Genomic DNA, 14,823 nt, shown 5'->3' with positions numbered 1-14,823 from the left:
TTGCCTTATACCCCTAGGGGGTATACCTTTGCAGTATGAGCACGATCAATGTGAACCCCGCCCATGTGGAATCCGCAGATTCGAAGCCGGATTCCCAGCACGGCTACTCTGCCAACAAGGACGCTTACTTGCTGCGCCTCAAGCGAATCGAGGGGCAAGTGCGCGGTATTGCGCGCATGGTGGAAGAGGACAAATACTGCATCGACATCCTCACGCAAGTCTCGGCAGTCACCAAGGCGCTGCATGCAGTGAGCCTCGGGCTCGTGGAGGAACACATCGGGCACTGCGTCGTCGGCGCAGCGTCCGAGTCCGATCCGGTCGTGCGGGCCGAGCAAATCGACATCAAGGTCAAGGAGGCAGCCGATGCCATCGGGCGCCTGCTGCGGTAACCCCGCAAGCACTCACCACACCATTCAACTCACCACCAAGGAGCACACCATGGGCCACACCGCTACCATCCAGACGAGCGTCAGCGTTTCCGGCATGACCTGCGGGCACTGCGTTTCTGCCGTCAGCGAGGAAATTGAGTCCCTGGCGGGAGTGGAGAATGTCGAGATCGACCTGAATGCCGGCGGAATCTCCACCGTCACCATCACCTCCACCCAGGAATTGTCGCCGGCCGAAATCGGCGAAGCCGTCGCCGAAGCCGGTTACCTGGTAGTCGCCAACGAGGCCTAGGGGCCAATGTGAGCAATCACGACATCCTCCACCCAACAGGCACACGCATCATCGAACTCGACATCGAGGGCATGACGTGCGCATCCTGTGTGGCCCGCGTAGAGCGGAAACTGGGCAAGCTCGAGGGCGTGGAAGCTTCAGTCAACCTCCCCCTCGAATCAGCCCAGGTAACAGTTCCGGACAATGTCACGGACCAACAAATCGTGGACACAGTGAACGCAACGGGCTACAAAGCCTGGATCCGCGAAACCAGCGCCGGTGACGGCGGCGGCGACCACAACGAGTGGCTCCATGACCACAGTGGCGACGCGGGGGGAATGCGGCAGCGTGCGTCTAAGGGAGGAACGACCGAGCGCGCAGAGCATGTGGCCCGTGGCGCCGCGGCAGGCGACCACGATGCGGCCGCGCAAGGCGACCACGGTGCCGCCGCGGCAGGCGACCACGATGCGGGCACCCACGAAGACCACATGCACCACGGACCCGCGTCCCGCCAGCTAAAGCCGAGACTGATCGCCGCGGCCGTATTGACGGTCCCGGTGTTCGCCATCTCGATGGTTCCGGCTCTGCAGTTCCCGCAATGGGGCTGGGTTGCCGCTGCGCTTGCGCTTCCCGTGGTGACGTGGGCTGCCTGGCCCTTCCACCGCGCCGCCGCCATCAACGCGCGCCATTTCGCCTCGACTATGGACACGCTCGTCTCCATTGGCGTCCTCGCCGCATACCTCTATTCTGCGTGGCAGCTCCTTGCCAACCCGACGATCACTGAACACCCCGGCATGGAGACCATGGGAGGTGTGGGCCGTGGGCTCTACTTCGAAGTTGCGGCTGTGGTCACCACCTTCCTGCTTCTGGGCCGCTTCCTTGAGGCCAACGCCAAAGCGAAGGCCGGCGATGCCCTCAAGGCCCTGCTGAATCTGGGAGCCAAGGACGCAACAGTGCTGCGCGACGGCGTCGAGCACAAGATCCCAGCCGAGCAACTCGTGGCAGGGGACATCTTCGTGGTTCGACCGGGTGAGAAGATCGCCACTGACGGACTGGTGACGAGCGGTTCGTCTGCCGTGGATGCTTCATTGGTCACCGGTGAGTCCGTGCCCGTGGAGGTTGGACCGGGAAGCCAGGTCACGGGCGCCACCATCAATACTTCGGGCCGCTTGCTGGTCCGCGCGACCCGCGTGGGTTCCGAGACTACGCTGGCACAAATGGGGCGGTTGGTGAGCCAGGCGCAGACGGGCAAGGCCCCGATTGCACGGCTCGCCGATCGCATCAGCGCCGTCTTCGTTCCGGTGGTCCTGGTCATCGCCGTCGTTACCTTCGTCTTCTGGCTTGCCCTGAGCGGGGACCTCAATGCCTCGTTCACGGCCGCTGTGGCGGTGCTCGTGATTGCCTGCCCGTGTGCGCTTGGGCTCGCGACACCCGTTGGCCTCCTGGCCGGGACCGGCCGGGGCGCGCAGCTCGGCATCCTCATCAAGGGCCCGCAGGTGCTTGAAGATACCCGCACTGTGGACGCCATCCTGCTGGACAAGACCGGAACCGTCACAAGCGGCAAGCTCGCCGTCGGACACACCTTGGCCTTGAACGGCCACTCCCCCGCCGACGTCCTGTCTCTCGCCGGCGCTGTCGAGGCAGCGTCCGAGCACCCCATCGCTCACGCCATTGCCGCTGCCGCCAAGTCCGCTATGCCCGACGCCGGCCCGCTCCCCGCTGTGAAGGACTTCAGTTCCGCCCCGGGCGGCGGAGTCCGGGGGATGGTTGCGCTGAACGGATCCGGAAATGGCGCCGTGCGGACGGTCGTGGCCGGCAGGACCGGCTGGCTGGAACACAACGGAATCTTCCCTGACGATGCACAGCGCCAGGCACTGGCCACTGAGGAAGCAGGTGGCGCTACCGCCATCTGGGTTGCTGTGGACGGGAAGCCCGCTGGAATAGTCACGCTTAGGGACACCGTCAAACCCGGTTCGGCGGCCGCGATCGCGAAGCTCAAGGAACTCGGGATCCGCCCCCTGCTGCTGACCGGAGACAACGCCGCCGTCGCCGCCCAAGTGGCCACCGCCGTCGGGATCGCCCCGGAAGACGTATTCGCCGGGGTCCTGCCGGAAGGCAAAGTGGACGCGGTACGGAAGCTTCAGTCCCAGGGCTCCACCGTGGCGATGGCCGGCGACGGGGTCAACGACGCCGCGGCCCTGGCACAGGCTGACCTTGGCATCGCCATGGGTTCGGGCACGGATGTGGCCATCGAGGCCTCGGATCTGACCGTGATGGGCAGCGACCTCGGGCAGCTGGTGCAAGCCATCGAGCTGTCCCGGAAGACGCTCTCCACCATCAAGACGAACCTGTTCTGGGCGTTCTTCTACAACGCCATCGGTATCCCCGTGGCCGCCCTTGGCTTGCTCAACCCGATGATCGCCGGCGCGGCCATGGCTGCGAGCTCGGTCCTGGTGGTCGCAAATTCGCTACGATTGCGCTCGTTTGCAAAGTAGCGGCGGCGCCCAACCGGCTTGGGAATCTAGGCCGTTCCGAAACGGACGGCCGCACGGGCCCTGGCTTTGGCTGCTTCCTCGTCGCGGTTGCGGGCCGGCGCATGGGTCACCAGGGAATCGAGCAGATGCTGGGTGACATGCGCGATCTCGTGGACCGCCTCGGCGAAGGCTTCCTCGTTGGCCTTGGACGGTTTGGTGGTGCCACTGATTTTGCGCACGTATTGCAGGGCTGCGGCTTCCACCTCCGCGGAGGTGGCTCGTGGCTCGAAATTGTGGAGGGTGTGGATGTTCCGGCACATATCAACATGCTAAGCCCCGGTCTCCAATCGTGGGCCGGTATTTAGAGCGCCCTCTCGGATGGAACCGGCTCGACGTCGTTCGCGTGGTCAAGCTGCAGCGACGCGTAGTCTTCACCAGGCTCCGCGGCATCACGCTTGTCCGCGCGGAGCTCGTCGATTCGCACGAGGACTACTCCGCACACGATGAGTGCCCCGCCCACGAGCTGGATGGCCCCCGGCAACTCGGCCAGCAGCAGCCACGCCCACACGACTGCGAACAGTACTTCCGTGAGCGAGACGAAGGATGCCACCTTGGAGCCGAGGCTTCGTGCCGCCATGATCCCCGTGACGTAGGACAGCACGGTGGACAAGATGACGAGGCCCGCGATCGAAACCCACCACGGCGTGGTCCACGGTCCGAGTTGCGTATCTTCGGCGGCAAAAGTCAGGGACACCAGGCCGGTCCCACCGGCAATCCAGATGAGGACTGAGCCTGCCGTAAGGCCGCCGGCGGCCAGCACAATGGGCGGCAACGTGTCGTTCTGCCTGGCTGTGATAAAGAAGTAGATGACCAGGCAGACGGCCGCGGCCATGCCCCAGAGGACGCCGACGAAGTCCACCTTCACGGCGCCGGTGAGATCAAGCACCAGGACAAGTCCGCCGAGGGAAAGCAGTGTTCCAATGGCGGTGAGGGCCCTCGGACGGCGTCGGCTGGCTGCCCACAGCCACAGGACGATCATGGTTGGCGCGAGGTATTCGAGCAGGAGCGCGACCCCCACGGACAGCCTGGACACCGCGTTGAAGTAGAAGAGCTGGCATGCTGCAACGCCAATCACACCGAATAGCAGGATGGTGAGCCAGTTGTCCTTGAGCTGGTGCCAACGGCCCCGGAGAGCGACGACGGCCGGGATCGTCAGGATGAGCGAGGCACCGCTCAACCGGATCGCAACTGCAGCGCCGGGGGTCCACCCGGTTTCCAGGAGGGACTTGGCAAACGAGCCGGACAAGCCGAAGACCGCCGAGGAAAAGAGCGCGAGCCCCAGGCCCGACGCCATGAAGCCCGCAGCACCAGCCCGGTTTGTTGCAGCTGACACAGCAGCCTCCTGTCAGGAGTAAAATGGGTTACGCTGCTGACACTACTCCCGAGAGATGTAAGGAGTCAAAGTGCTTTTTGCACCTGACACTGAAGTGGCGCTTCGAAGCGTGGTCAATTTGATCAATACGGCCGCAAACGGCACCGAAGCCCTTGCGAGTGTCGCCGAACTCCACGCCTTCCTCGATGCGGAAGAATTCACGGGGACCAGGGAGGGAACCGAGGCGGAATTGGCCAGCGTGAAGCGACTGCGGAGTCAGCTGGCTTCGCTGTGGACGTCCGATGAGGACGCGGCCGCAAAGACCGTCAACCAGCTCCTCGCAGACGCACGCGCACTCCCGCAGCTGGTCAAGCACGACCACTGGGATTGGCACCTGCACGCCACTACCCCCGAAGCGCCCCTCGCGGAACGCATGGGCACGGAAGCTGCCATGGCCCTCGTGGACGTCATCCGCAGCAAGGAAATGGACCGCCTGCGGGTGTGCGCGGCGGAGGATTGCGACGCCGTCGTGCTTGACCTGAGCCGCAACCGATCCAAGCTCTACTGCGACACCGGCAACTGCGCCAACCGGACGCACGTGGCAGCCTACCGGGCACGGAAAGCCTCAGGTACGGAGTAGGCGGGCGTCACGCCGTGCAACTTTTCGGGGCGTGACGCCCGCGGTCTGCCGCGGGTTTCCGGGGTTGCTGCGTCGGCCAGCCGGCAAAAAGTTGCGTGGCGTGACGCAGACCAAGACGGCCTAGTCTGCGTCGGGGGTTTCCGTCTCACTGCCCGCGTGGGGGGCCGCGGAACCGTGGCCCTGGCCCGGCTTCCTGGAGCTCAGGTTGACGCCCGAGCCCTTGCCGAGGTGTTCGGCGTTTTCCTTGTGGCTCATGGAAAGCATCGCAGAAAGGACGAGGCTCACAATGAAGGCGATGCCGGCACCGGTAAAGGCGAGGTCAAAGCGCGGGGTGCGGGCGCTGCCGCCGGAGGCGAAGATCAGCACGGCGAAGAAGATCACGACGCCCCAGAACGCGGAGAACATCAGCGGTCCCTTCACCGAGGTCCGCATCTTGCGCGGCTCTCCTGGTTTCTGGTCAGCCAAGGTCATTCCTCCAATGTGGGTGCTGGCGCCGTGTGCGCCTTGAGAGTTCTACGCAGGGTAGAACGTACGACTACTAGTTTACGGCCTCAGCGGAGGGCGTTCGCCCATCGTGCCGCAGGCTCAGCCCGGACAGCACCCACAAGACTCCCGAGATGATGGCGCCGCCGCCGGCAACACCGAGAAGCGCGTGGGCTCCAAGGCTGATGAAGAACGGCAGTGCAACGGCGGTGCCGATGCCCACCACACCGGAAATGATCCAGTCGCGGGCAAGCACGTGCCCTCCGCGCTGCCGGAATCCCTGGACCAGCTCAAACGCCCCGAGCACCAGCAATCCTACGAGCGCGGAAAGTCCGGCACCTGCGTCGGACTGCGTAATCAGAGCACCCACCCCTGCCAGGCCAACGACGACGGCCGCGGCCGCCGGAACGCTCGCGGCCAGGAACGCGGCGCCCGCGGTTGCGAGCAGGTAGAGTCCGGTAGCCCAGGCAAGAACGTGAACGGAGGGCGAGCCCCAGAAGACGGTCACGGCTCCAAACACCAGCGCAGTACCGGCGCGGAGAAGTACGGGCTTCCAGAGACCAGCTGCTGTAGGCGTGGATGAAGTCGCTGAAGAGGCGGGGAGAGTCACCAGTCCAGTTTAGTGCGAACCGAGGACCATCCATTTGTCAGAGCGGGCCCGCACCCCGAGAGTGACCCCCCGGGCCATCATGTAGCCCAGCGCGAACGCTGCCCAGAGCCACACGAGCCCCGCCGCGCCGTCGGGCCTGGTCAGGTGGACTGCCGCCAAAAGCGGCAGATAGACCACGAGGTTCACGACGCCGGCAATCGCCAGGTAGCGGGCATCTCCCGCGCCGATCAGCACGCCGTCCAGGACGAAGACGTACCCCGCGAGGGGCTGTCCGACGGCGAGCACCCACAGGGCCGCTGTGAGCGCGGACTGAACGCCGGCGTCGGTGGTGAAGAGGAAGCCCGCCCACGGAGCGGCCACCGCGAGGAGTACGCCGGTCACCATACCGAAGCCCACGCCCCAGCGGATCATGGTGCGGGTGAGTTCCCGCGCCCGGGCCGGGTGGGAAGCTCCGAGTTCCTTGCCGATGAGGGCCTGTGCGGCAATCGCCAAGGCGTCCAGGGCGAAGGCGAGGAAGGAGAAAATGGTCATCGCAAGCTGGTGGGCGGCGAGGTTCACGGACCCTTGGGAAGTGACCACCAGGACCGTGGCGAGGATAGCCAGACGCAGGCTGAGAGTGCGGAGCATGAGCCATGAACCCACCCTGGTCATCGTGCGGATTCCATGCCAGTCCGGGCGCAGCGAAACGCCGTGCCGCCAGGCATTCCGTCCCACCATCACCAGATAGACGGCAGCCATGGCCCACTGGGCAATGCTTGTGCCGATGGCCGACCCTGCCACGGACAAATGCAGCCCGTAGACCAGGACGGCATTAAGGCCGATGTTCACGGCGAACCCCGCCGTCGCGACCACCAACGGCGTGCGGGTGTCCTGCAGTCCGCGCAAGACCCCCGTCCCAGCGAAGATCAGCAGCATGGCGACGAGTCCCGGCATGGACCAGCGCAGGTAGTCGACGGCGTAGGCCCGCACCTCGCCGTTGGCTCCAAGCAGCCCGAGCAGCGGCCCGGCCGCGAAGAAGCCGGCCACGGCCAGGACTGTGCCCAGCAGCAAGGCCAGCCAGACGCCGTCGCGCCCTGCGGCCAGCGCTTTGCCGAGCTTTCCGTCTCCGATGGCCCGCGCCACAGCGGGAGTCGTCGAATATGCCAGAAAGACCATAAGTCCGACGGCGGTGTACAGCAGGGTGGAGGCCAGACCCACTCCGGCCAGCTGAGGGACGCCAAGGTGCCCCACAATGGCGGAGTCGGCCAGGAGGAAGAGGGGTTCTGCGATGAGCGCCCCAAAGGCAGGGACAGCGAGGCGCAGGATCTCGCGGGCAGTGGAGGGCGCGGTGGGACGGGTCGCTGTTTGGGGCACTTTCCCAGCCTAGCGGGGGGCGCAGACGCTGCCGAGCCCGGTCGGCACCGTCATACGGCGCATCAGTATCGGCACCGTCGATACACTCTCGTCATGAGCGAGCTTCCCTCCCACTCCGTCACGCTGCGGTTCCTTGCTTCCCCCACCGACGTCGGACACAGCGGGTCCGTCGACGCCGGCACTGTCCTTGAGTGGGTGGACAAGGCGGCGTACGCGGCAGCCGTCGGCTGGGCGAAGTCCTATTGCGTCACGGCTTATGTGGGCAACATCCATTTCGCCGACCCCGTGAACAGCGGAGACATGGTCGAGGTCGAAGCGACCATCGTCTACACGGGCCGCTCCTCCATGCACATCCGGACCATCGTGTCCTCCGGCGACCCCAAGGGCGGGCCGGCCACGATGCGCAGCCAGTGCCTGGTGATCTTCGTTGCGGTTGGTCCCGACGGCCGCCCGGTACCCGTCCCCCAGTTCAAGCCCTCGACGCCGGAGGAAGTCGAGCAGCGCGACAACGCCCTCGCCCGGATCGCCGTGCGGGAAAAGATCGTCGAAGCCATGAACGCGCAGGAATATACCGACGCCGGCACTGCCGAGCGCGTTGTCCTCCGCTTCATGGCGGCGCCCACCGATGTGAACTGGGGCGGAAAGGTCCACGGCGGCATCGTCATGAAGTGGATTGATGAGGCCGCCTACGTCTGCGCTTCCCGGTACTGCGGCAAGGACACCGTGGCGGTGTTCTCCGGGGGCGTGCGCTTCTACCGGCCGCTCTTGATCGGCGACGTGGTGGAAGTAGAAGCCCGTCTCGTCTACACAGGCCACAAAGGCATGCACATTGCCGTCCATGTTCGCTCCGGAAGCCCCAAGAGCCGTGAGATGAACCTGACCACGTACTGCCTCACGGTCATGGTGGCCAGGGACGAAACCGGCACGTCCGTGCCGATCCCACCCTGGGTGCCGGAAACCGACGAGGACCGGCGCCTTCACGCCCACGCCCGCGAACTCCTGGAGATCCGAGGACGGGCTCCCGGAAACCGGATGCCCGATCATTTGCTCAACGGAGCCTAGAACCCGCCTCCGCCAGTCTCGCCCGCCATATTGGCGAAGCGGGAGTAATGCCCCTGGAAGGCAACCACGATGTCCTTGGTGGGACCGTTACGGTGCTTGGCGATGAGGATGTCGGCTTCGCCGGCGCGCGGGGATTCCTTGTCGTAGACGTCTTCGCGGTGAAGCAGGATGACCATGTCGGCATCCTGCTCGATGGAACCGGATTCACGGAGGTCCGAGACCATGGGCCGCTTGTCCTGGCGCTGTTCGGATCCACGGTTGAGCTGCGAGAGCGCGATGACCGGAACCTGCAGCTCCTTGGCCAACAGCTTGAGGGCACGCGAGAATTCGGAGACTTCCTGTTGGCGGGATTCCACCTTCTTGCCGGAGCTCATGAGCTGGAGGTAGTCGAGGATCACCAGTTTGAGGTCGTGCTGTTGCTTGAGGCGGCGGCACTTGGCCCTGATTTCCATGAGGGACATATTGGGGCTGTCATCGATGAACAACGGCGCATCGTTCATACGGCCCATGGTGGTGGCGATCTTGGACCATTGCTCGTCCTTGATGGTGCCCTTGCGCAGGTCCTGAAGGCCAATGGTGGCTTCCGCGGACAGCAGGCGCATCGCGATTTCGTTGCGTCCCATTTCCAGGGAGAACATCACGGTGGCGAGGTTGTTCTTGATCGCGGCGGAACGGGCGAAGTCAAGCGCGAACGTGGACTTACCGACGGCGGGGCGCGCGGCGATGACGATCATCTGGCCCGGGTGCAGGCCATGGGTGAGCTCATCGAGTTCGTAGAACCCGGTAGGGACCCCTGTCATGCCCTCCCCGCGGTGGCCGGATGCCTCGATCTCGTCAACAGTGGATTCCATGACGTCCTTGAGCGCCACGTAGTCCTCCGCGGTGCGGCGTTCGGCCACGGCATAGATCTCGGCCTGGGCCTGGTTGACGAGGTCTTCGACCTCTCCGTCCTGGCCGTAGCCCATCTGGACGATCTTGGTGCCGGCGTTGACGAGGCGGCGCAGGACGGCGCGTTCAGCCACGATTTCGGCGTAGTAGCCGGCGTTGGCCGCTGTGGGCACGGTCTGGATCAGCTCGTGCAGGTAGGCAGGGCCGCCGATCCTGTTGATCTCGCCGCGCTTGGTCAGCTCATCGGACACCGTGACGGCATCGGCAGGTTCGCCGCGGCCGTAGAGGTCGATGATGGACTCGTAGATGGTCTCGTGGGCCGGGCGGTAGAAGTCATGGCCGCGGACGATTTCCACGACGTCGGCAATGGCGTCCTTGGACAGCATCATGCCGCCGAGAACTGATTGCTCAGCGGGAATGTCCTGGGGAGGTTTGCGGCTGGCGTCCGATGTCCGGCCGCCCTCGATCGAATCCAAGTGCGTAACTGACAAGCCGTCCTCCATTTTGTACCGCGCAGATAACTGTTCCCGGCGGTGCGGTAGGCGAATACCCGGGGTGTGGGTTGCTCCGACCGCGCCGTTTATGCCGGCTGGTCCAAACTGTTCCGTACGGCACCGACAATTTTGGTTTCCCCGAGATTTCCACAACTTATCCACAGACAGGTCCGCAGGCGCGCTGCTTTTCGACGGCACCAAGGTGCCGTCCACAAGAAACAGGGGTTTTCCAAGTACCTAAAGCAGGTACTCAGCCACGTTAGCCCTGCTTTTCCGAGGCACCAAGCCGGGCCTGTGGATAAAGTGTGGAATACACACCCCTGCTTGTGCACAGTCTGTGCATGACCCTGTGGAAAGAGAAATTCTTTTGCCGGAAAGTAGCCCCTGAGCTGGGAAAACGTTCTTCATGCCATGTGGATTAAAAGTATTTTCTTCAACAGATCATCCACAGGCCGGGTTCGCTCCATCCGCGCTCCGCCCCTCCTTCATTGACCCAAAGAGGGATAAATATTCCAAAAATGTGATACTCCCCACAATAGCTCCGGAAATTTGACAGCCGGCTCTCAGAAGCTATGCCGGAGCAGGAATGTGCTGTGGATAACTGCGTTCTGACATAAGCTCTAGGTATGGGTTTCACCGTGGGGGATGTACTGCTGGTCGCAATGCCCGTTGTCATCCTTGTGGCTGTGGTTTGGGGCCTGACGGCGGCATTCAAGCCACGCAACTCAGGGCTGTCCGACGCCGAGCGCTATCAACGCGAGCTGGCCGCACGCTCGGCAGCCCACCAGGCCGCACAAGTGCAGGCGGCGACGGCGGCAAGGGCCCGCATCGATGCATCCACAAGACCGAGCCAAAACGCGCAGCAACAGTCCCAGCAGGACAGCCAGGCGCGGGCTGCGCTGAAGGCGCAAGCCGGGGCCGGCCGGGGCGTCGGCCAGGCCGGCTACAACGGTCCCGTTCTTCCCAACGGGCAATTGAATCCACAGTTGGCCCTGCAATTGCAGGGCATGGTCCGCAGTGGGCAGAAGATTCAGGCCATCAAGCTCCTGCGCCAGCAAACCCACTCGGACTTGTTGACCGCCAAGAACTACATAGATCGGCTTTAGCGCATGTCATCCCTACTCATTCCGGTCTTGATCCTGGTGGCCGTCGTCGTTGGCGTGCTGCTGATCAGCCGCGTGCTCTCCCGCCGCTCAGCGGAACTTCGCGACAATGCCGCCGCAGGCAAGGCGGCCGTGGACCCTGCGGAGCTGGCCCGCGAGGCCGCCGCAAAGCTCAGCGAGGATCAGCACCGGCAGTTGTATTCCCTGATCGCCCAAGGCCAGGCCATGGCTGCCATCAAGCTGTACCTCAGCGCCACCGGAGAAGGCCTGCGCGCCTCACGGGACGCCGTCGGCGCCCTTGCAGCGCACCCGCAGCCCTTCCGCAGGCCCGAGCCCGCTCCGCAAGACCTCTTGCCCGACGACGACGAGCCGGAGCGCTTCCCATACCGTTACCGGGCGATCGCCAGCAAGGGTGACGTCACGCGTGAGGTGAGCAGCAACATGCTCAATGACGAGATCTACGGACGGATCCGCACCCTGGCCAAGAGCGGGGATGTCGAAGCGGCAGCGTTGGCCCTGACCAAGCATTCCGACATCAGCATGAAGCAGGCCCTGGAGTTCATCGAGCTACTGGACGACTAGCAGCCGAGGCTCCGCTAGCGTCCCGCGGTGATCCCTGCGAGGAGTTGTTCAAAAGGCAGGGATTCCATCGCGTCCGCCTTGCGGTGCGGCTGTTCGCCGCTCAGAAGCCGGGCAAGCTCGCCCGCGGCCCGGTCCACGCGGACCGATAGCGGCGACGCGCCGTCGTCGGTGTTTCCCCAATCCTGGGGTCCGGCGAAGACGGACGTTTGGGTGATCCGGGTGCGAAGGTAGGTGAAGAGCGGACGCATGGCGTAGTCGAGCACCATCTGGTGCCGGTCGGTGCCGCCCGTGGCGCCGAGAAGAACTGCCTTGCCGTCCAGGGACTTCGGGTCCAGAACGTCGATGAAGGACTTGAAAAGCCCGCTGTAGGAGGCGCTGAAAACGGGCGTGACGGCGATGATGCCATCGGAATCCTCGACGCCGGCGATCACCTCCGCAAGGCGCGGCGCTGCATAGCCGGTGACGAAATTGTTGGCGATATCCACGGCCAGGTCCCGGAGTTCGACAACGTCCACCCGTACCTCGTACCCGGCATCGCCCAGCTGGCGCCTGGCCGATGCGGCGAGCTGGTCTGCAAGAAGCCTGCTCGACGACGGTACGCCAAGTCCGGCGGAAAGGACGGTTATGCGGCGGGTCTCCATGGCGATCTCCTGTTGCTGGTCGGTTTGATGGCTTCAAACCAGAGTACATGCGTTTGCATCTATACTCCCAAACTGTGCCCCCTCCCCTTTTATTCCCCCGCTACAGCCGCACTGTTCCCTGGATGCACATCACCGAGTTCCCGCCCACCCAGATGTCGCCGTCTTCCGCTTTGACGTGGATGCGTCCTGCCCGGCCCAGCACCGTACCCTGCGCGGCGACGTATTGCTCAGGCGCCCGGCCGCTGCCGATCAGCCACTGGGCCGCTCCCGCGTTAAAGCTTCCGGTCACTGGGTCCTCCACCATGGCATCTCCGGGAATGAACGTCCGGACCTCGAAATCGACGCCGGCACCCGGTTCATGGGCACCGATCACTCCAACCTTCAGATCCCCCAACGCCGCAAGGTCGGGTTCAAGGCCGAGGACCTGTTCGGCCGATTCGAGCAGGACACCGATCCATTGCGGGCCGTTGACAAGCCACGAGGCATCCAAGAGCGCAGTTCGGGGCAGTCGGAGTCCGGCAACCAACTGTTCCGTGGCTGCCTCGCCGACCGGCCCGAAACGGGTCAGCGGCGGTGCAGCGAAGGCAAGGCGGCCGTCGTCGTGCTTTACCTTGACCAAGCCTGCGCCGCATTCCTGGACCAGCGTCCCTTCCTGCTTCGGGACACCGCCGGCCGCCAGCCACGCGTGCGCCGAGCCGAGAGTCGGATGGCCCGCGAACGGAAATTCCTCGCTGCCAGTGAAGATCCGCACGCGGTAATCGGCCGCAGGATCACTCGGTGGCAGCAGGAAGGTGGTCTCAGACAAGTTGGTCCAGTTGGCAAAGTGCTGCATCTGCTCCGTGCCGAGCCCCTCGGCGTCGACGACCACGGCAAGCGGATTACCGAAATACGGCACGTCGGTGAAGACATCCACTTGCGAGAAGGGCCTGGTGCGCATCGTTTCAAGGTTCACCGCTGCAGGCTATCACCGGCGGTGCGAGCGCAAAGCAAAGGACCCCCGCTTCCGGGAACCGGAGACGGGGGTCCTTCTTGCTACGTCAAGGATTACTTCCCTGCAACGACCTCAAGGTCGATGACAGCGGAAACGTCCTCGTGCAGGCGGACGTTGGCCTGGTACGAACCAAGGGACTTGATGTGGTTCGGCAGTTCAACGTTGCGCTTGTCGATGGAGCCGAGGCCAGCGGCCTCAACTGCAGCAGCGACATCAGCCGGCTTGACGGTGCCGAAGAGACGACCGGACTCGCCGGCCTTCACTACGAGCTTGACCTTCTTGGAAGAAAGCGCAGAAGCCTGGGCCTGTGCAGCTTCAACCGAAGCGTGGGCACGAGCAGCGCGGGCAGCCTTGATGGACTCAACCTGCTTCTCGCCACCCTTGGTCCAGGTCAGGGCGAAGCCGCGGGGCAGCAGGAAGTTACGTGCGTAACCGTCCTTGACCTCGACAACATCGCCAGCAGCACCGAGACCGGTTACTTCGTGGGTCAGAATGAGCTTTGCCATGTTAGTTAATCCCTTCCTTAGCCGCGGCCAGCGCCGGAGTAAGGCAGCAGAGCAACTTCGCGGGCGTTCTTGATTGCCTGGGCGATTTTGCGCTGTTCCTGCACCGTGACGCCAGTGACGCGACGGGCGCGGATCTTTCCGCGGTCGGAGATGAACTTGCGCAGCAATGCTACGTCCTTGTAGTCGATGACAGTGATGTCAGCGGCCTTCAAGGGGTTGGACTTTGGTTTGGGCTTACGGAGTTCAGCCTTAGCCATCGTGGAGCTCCTTTTCTATGGAGCCCGTGGAATGGATCCACGGGATGGTGGTGCTCGACGGCGGTCGCCACCCGGGTGCCTCGCGGCACGTCCGGCGGGTTCCGGCGTCGAACTTTAATGAGTGTTTAGAAGGGAGGTTCGGAATCCGGGCCGTTGCCCCATCCACCCGCATTGCTGACACCCGGGGTAGCCCAGGGGTCTTCCTGCGGTGCGGATTGGCCGCCGCCCCACGTTCCGCCGGAGTTGCCGCCCTGGTTTGCACCAGCGCCGCCTCCGAAGCCACCGCTGTTGTTGCCGCCGCCGAAGCCGCCCTGGCCACCCTGACCGCCGGAGCGCTGGGTGCGGTTGACCTTGGCGTTGGCGTAACGCAGGCTCGGGCCGATTTCATCGACTTCGAGCTCGATAACGGTGCGCTTCTCGCCTTCCTTGGTTTCGTAGGAACGGCTCTTCAGGCGGCCGGAAACGATCACGCGCATACCCTTGGTGAGGGATTCGGCGACGTTTTCGGCTGCTTCGCGCCATACCGATGCGCGGAGGAACAGGGTTTCCCCGTCCTTCCATTCATTGGACTGGCGGTCGAAGGTCCGGGGAGTAGAAGCGATGGTGAAGTTCGCTACCGCCGAGCCTGACGGTGTGAACCGCAGTTCGGGGTCATTGGTGAGATTACCGATGACCGTAATAGTGGTTTCGCCTGCCATCTACTGCCTCCT

General features: G+C 64.2%; 18 protein-coding genes. 7 read left to right on the top strand and 11 right to left on the bottom strand.

All coding sequences use genetic code 11. The features are described from left to right. Window positions 1–35: 35 nt before the first annotated feature. The 3 genes from AB0O52_RS14875 to AB0O52_RS14865 are packed head-to-tail and all read left to right on the top strand — an operon-like array spanning window position 36 to window position 3,152. Window positions 36–389 carry a metal-sensitive transcriptional regulator gene (locus tag AB0O52_RS14875; RefSeq protein WP_364538803.1) on the top strand — a complete coding sequence of 118 codons (354 nt, stop codon included), beginning with the start codon at window positions 36–38 and terminating at the stop codon, window positions 387–389. Window positions 390–438: 49 nt separating this feature from the next. Further along, window positions 439–678: a heavy-metal-associated domain-containing protein gene (locus tag AB0O52_RS14870; RefSeq protein WP_364538801.1), complete on the top strand. Its 240-nt coding sequence runs from the start codon at window positions 439–441 to the stop codon at window positions 676–678. Between the two features lie 8 nt (window positions 679–686). Further along, a complete protein-coding gene (locus AB0O52_RS14865) occupies window positions 687–3,152 on the top strand; it encodes a heavy metal translocating P-type ATPase (protein ID WP_364538799.1) in 2,466 nt (821 codons plus the stop codon). Window positions 3,153–3,178: 26 nt separating this feature from the next. On the opposite strand, the gene AB0O52_RS14860 is transcribed toward AB0O52_RS14865, so the two are convergent. Both AB0O52_RS14860 and AB0O52_RS14855 read right to left on the bottom strand, forming a co-directional pair. Further along, on the bottom strand, window positions 3,179–3,451 hold the full coding sequence (locus tag AB0O52_RS14860) for a DUF2277 domain-containing protein (protein WP_364538797.1): 273 nt from the start codon (window positions 3,449–3,451) through the stop codon (window positions 3,179–3,181). 41 nt (window positions 3,452–3,492) lie between these two features. After that, entirely contained in the window at window positions 3,493–4,524 is a 1,032-nt protein-coding gene (locus tag AB0O52_RS14855; protein ID WP_364538795.1) for an EamA family transporter, read from the bottom strand. Between the two features lie 70 nt (window positions 4,525–4,594). On the opposite strand from AB0O52_RS14855, the gene AB0O52_RS14850 reads away from it, so the two are divergent. Next, window positions 4,595–5,143: a CGNR zinc finger domain-containing protein gene (locus tag AB0O52_RS14850; RefSeq protein WP_364538793.1), complete on the top strand. Its 549-nt coding sequence runs from the start codon at window positions 4,595–4,597 to the stop codon at window positions 5,141–5,143. Between the two features lie 120 nt (window positions 5,144–5,263). On the opposite strand, the gene AB0O52_RS14845 is transcribed toward AB0O52_RS14850, so the two are convergent. From AB0O52_RS14845 to AB0O52_RS14835, 3 genes are all read right to left on the bottom strand, one after another. Continuing rightward, entirely contained in the window at window positions 5,264–5,614 is a 351-nt protein-coding gene (locus tag AB0O52_RS14845; RefSeq protein WP_364538791.1) for a hypothetical protein, read from the bottom strand. Between the two features lie 67 nt (window positions 5,615–5,681). Beyond that, window positions 5,682–6,236, bottom strand: a complete 555-nt coding sequence (locus AB0O52_RS14840) for a hypothetical protein (RefSeq protein WP_364538789.1) — start codon at window positions 6,234–6,236, stop codon at window positions 5,682–5,684. A gap of 9 nt (window positions 6,237–6,245) precedes the next feature. After that, window positions 6,246–7,589: an MATE family efflux transporter gene (locus AB0O52_RS14835; protein ID WP_364538787.1), complete on the bottom strand. Its 1,344-nt coding sequence runs from the start codon at window positions 7,587–7,589 to the stop codon at window positions 6,246–6,248. A 93-nt stretch (window positions 7,590–7,682) separates the two neighbouring features. On the opposite strand from AB0O52_RS14835, the gene AB0O52_RS14830 reads away from it, so the two are divergent. Beyond that, window positions 7,683–8,651: an acyl-CoA thioesterase gene (locus tag AB0O52_RS14830; protein ID WP_364538785.1), complete on the top strand. Its 969-nt coding sequence runs from the start codon at window positions 7,683–7,685 to the stop codon at window positions 8,649–8,651. Here the strand turns inward: AB0O52_RS14830 and dnaB are convergent. Beyond that, window positions 8,648–10,030: a replicative DNA helicase gene (gene dnaB, locus AB0O52_RS14825; protein WP_059388830.1), complete on the bottom strand. Its 1,383-nt coding sequence runs from the start codon at window positions 10,028–10,030 to the stop codon at window positions 8,648–8,650. The genes AB0O52_RS14830 and dnaB overlap by 4 nt on opposite strands. 629 nt (window positions 10,031–10,659) lie before the next feature. Between dnaB and AB0O52_RS14820 the strand changes: the two genes are divergently transcribed. Together AB0O52_RS14820 and AB0O52_RS14815 are read left to right on the top strand one after the other, a co-directional pair. Further along, window positions 10,660–11,139, top strand: a complete 480-nt coding sequence (locus tag AB0O52_RS14820; protein ID WP_364538783.1) for a hypothetical protein — start codon at window positions 10,660–10,662, stop codon at window positions 11,137–11,139. A 3-nt stretch (window positions 11,140–11,142) separates the two neighbouring features. Further along, a complete protein-coding gene (locus AB0O52_RS14815) occupies window positions 11,143–11,718 on the top strand; it encodes a hypothetical protein (RefSeq protein ID WP_364538781.1) in 576 nt (191 codons plus the stop codon). A 14-nt stretch (window positions 11,719–11,732) separates the two neighbouring features. Here AB0O52_RS14815 and AB0O52_RS14810 read toward each other — a convergent pair whose 3' ends face one another. The 5 genes from AB0O52_RS14810 to AB0O52_RS14790 form a co-directional block, all read right to left on the bottom strand. Then, complete coding sequence (locus AB0O52_RS14810) at window positions 11,733–12,359, bottom strand: FMN reductase (protein ID WP_364538779.1); 627 nt, start codon at window positions 12,357–12,359, stop codon at window positions 11,733–11,735. Window positions 12,360–12,459: 100 nt separating this feature from the next. Next, window positions 12,460–13,296 (bottom strand): PhzF family phenazine biosynthesis protein, encoded by an 837-nt coding sequence (locus tag AB0O52_RS14805; RefSeq protein ID WP_364538867.1) that lies wholly within the window; start codon window positions 13,294–13,296, stop codon window positions 12,460–12,462. Between the two features lie 107 nt (window positions 13,297–13,403). Further along, window positions 13,404–13,856, bottom strand: coding sequence for a 50S ribosomal protein L9 (rplI, locus tag AB0O52_RS14800; protein ID WP_059388834.1), 453 nt, complete (start codon window positions 13,854–13,856; stop codon window positions 13,404–13,406). Between the two features lie 17 nt (window positions 13,857–13,873). Next, window positions 13,874–14,113, bottom strand: a complete 240-nt coding sequence (gene rpsR / locus AB0O52_RS14795; RefSeq protein WP_003800144.1) for a 30S ribosomal protein S18 — start codon at window positions 14,111–14,113, stop codon at window positions 13,874–13,876. A 125-nt stretch (window positions 14,114–14,238) separates the two neighbouring features. Further along, on the bottom strand, window positions 14,239–14,811 hold the full coding sequence (locus AB0O52_RS14790; RefSeq protein WP_364538777.1) for a single-stranded DNA-binding protein: 573 nt from the start codon (window positions 14,809–14,811) through the stop codon (window positions 14,239–14,241). Window positions 14,812–14,823 lie beyond the last annotated feature (12 nt).

The sequence above is a fragment of the Arthrobacter sp. NPDC080073 genome (assembly GCF_040686575.1).
In the GTDB taxonomy this organism is placed as follows: domain Bacteria; phylum Actinomycetota; class Actinomycetes; order Actinomycetales; family Micrococcaceae; genus Arthrobacter.
The sequence above is the reverse complement of the archived record's forward strand: the minus strand, read 5'-3'. Positions and strand labels throughout refer to the sequence as shown.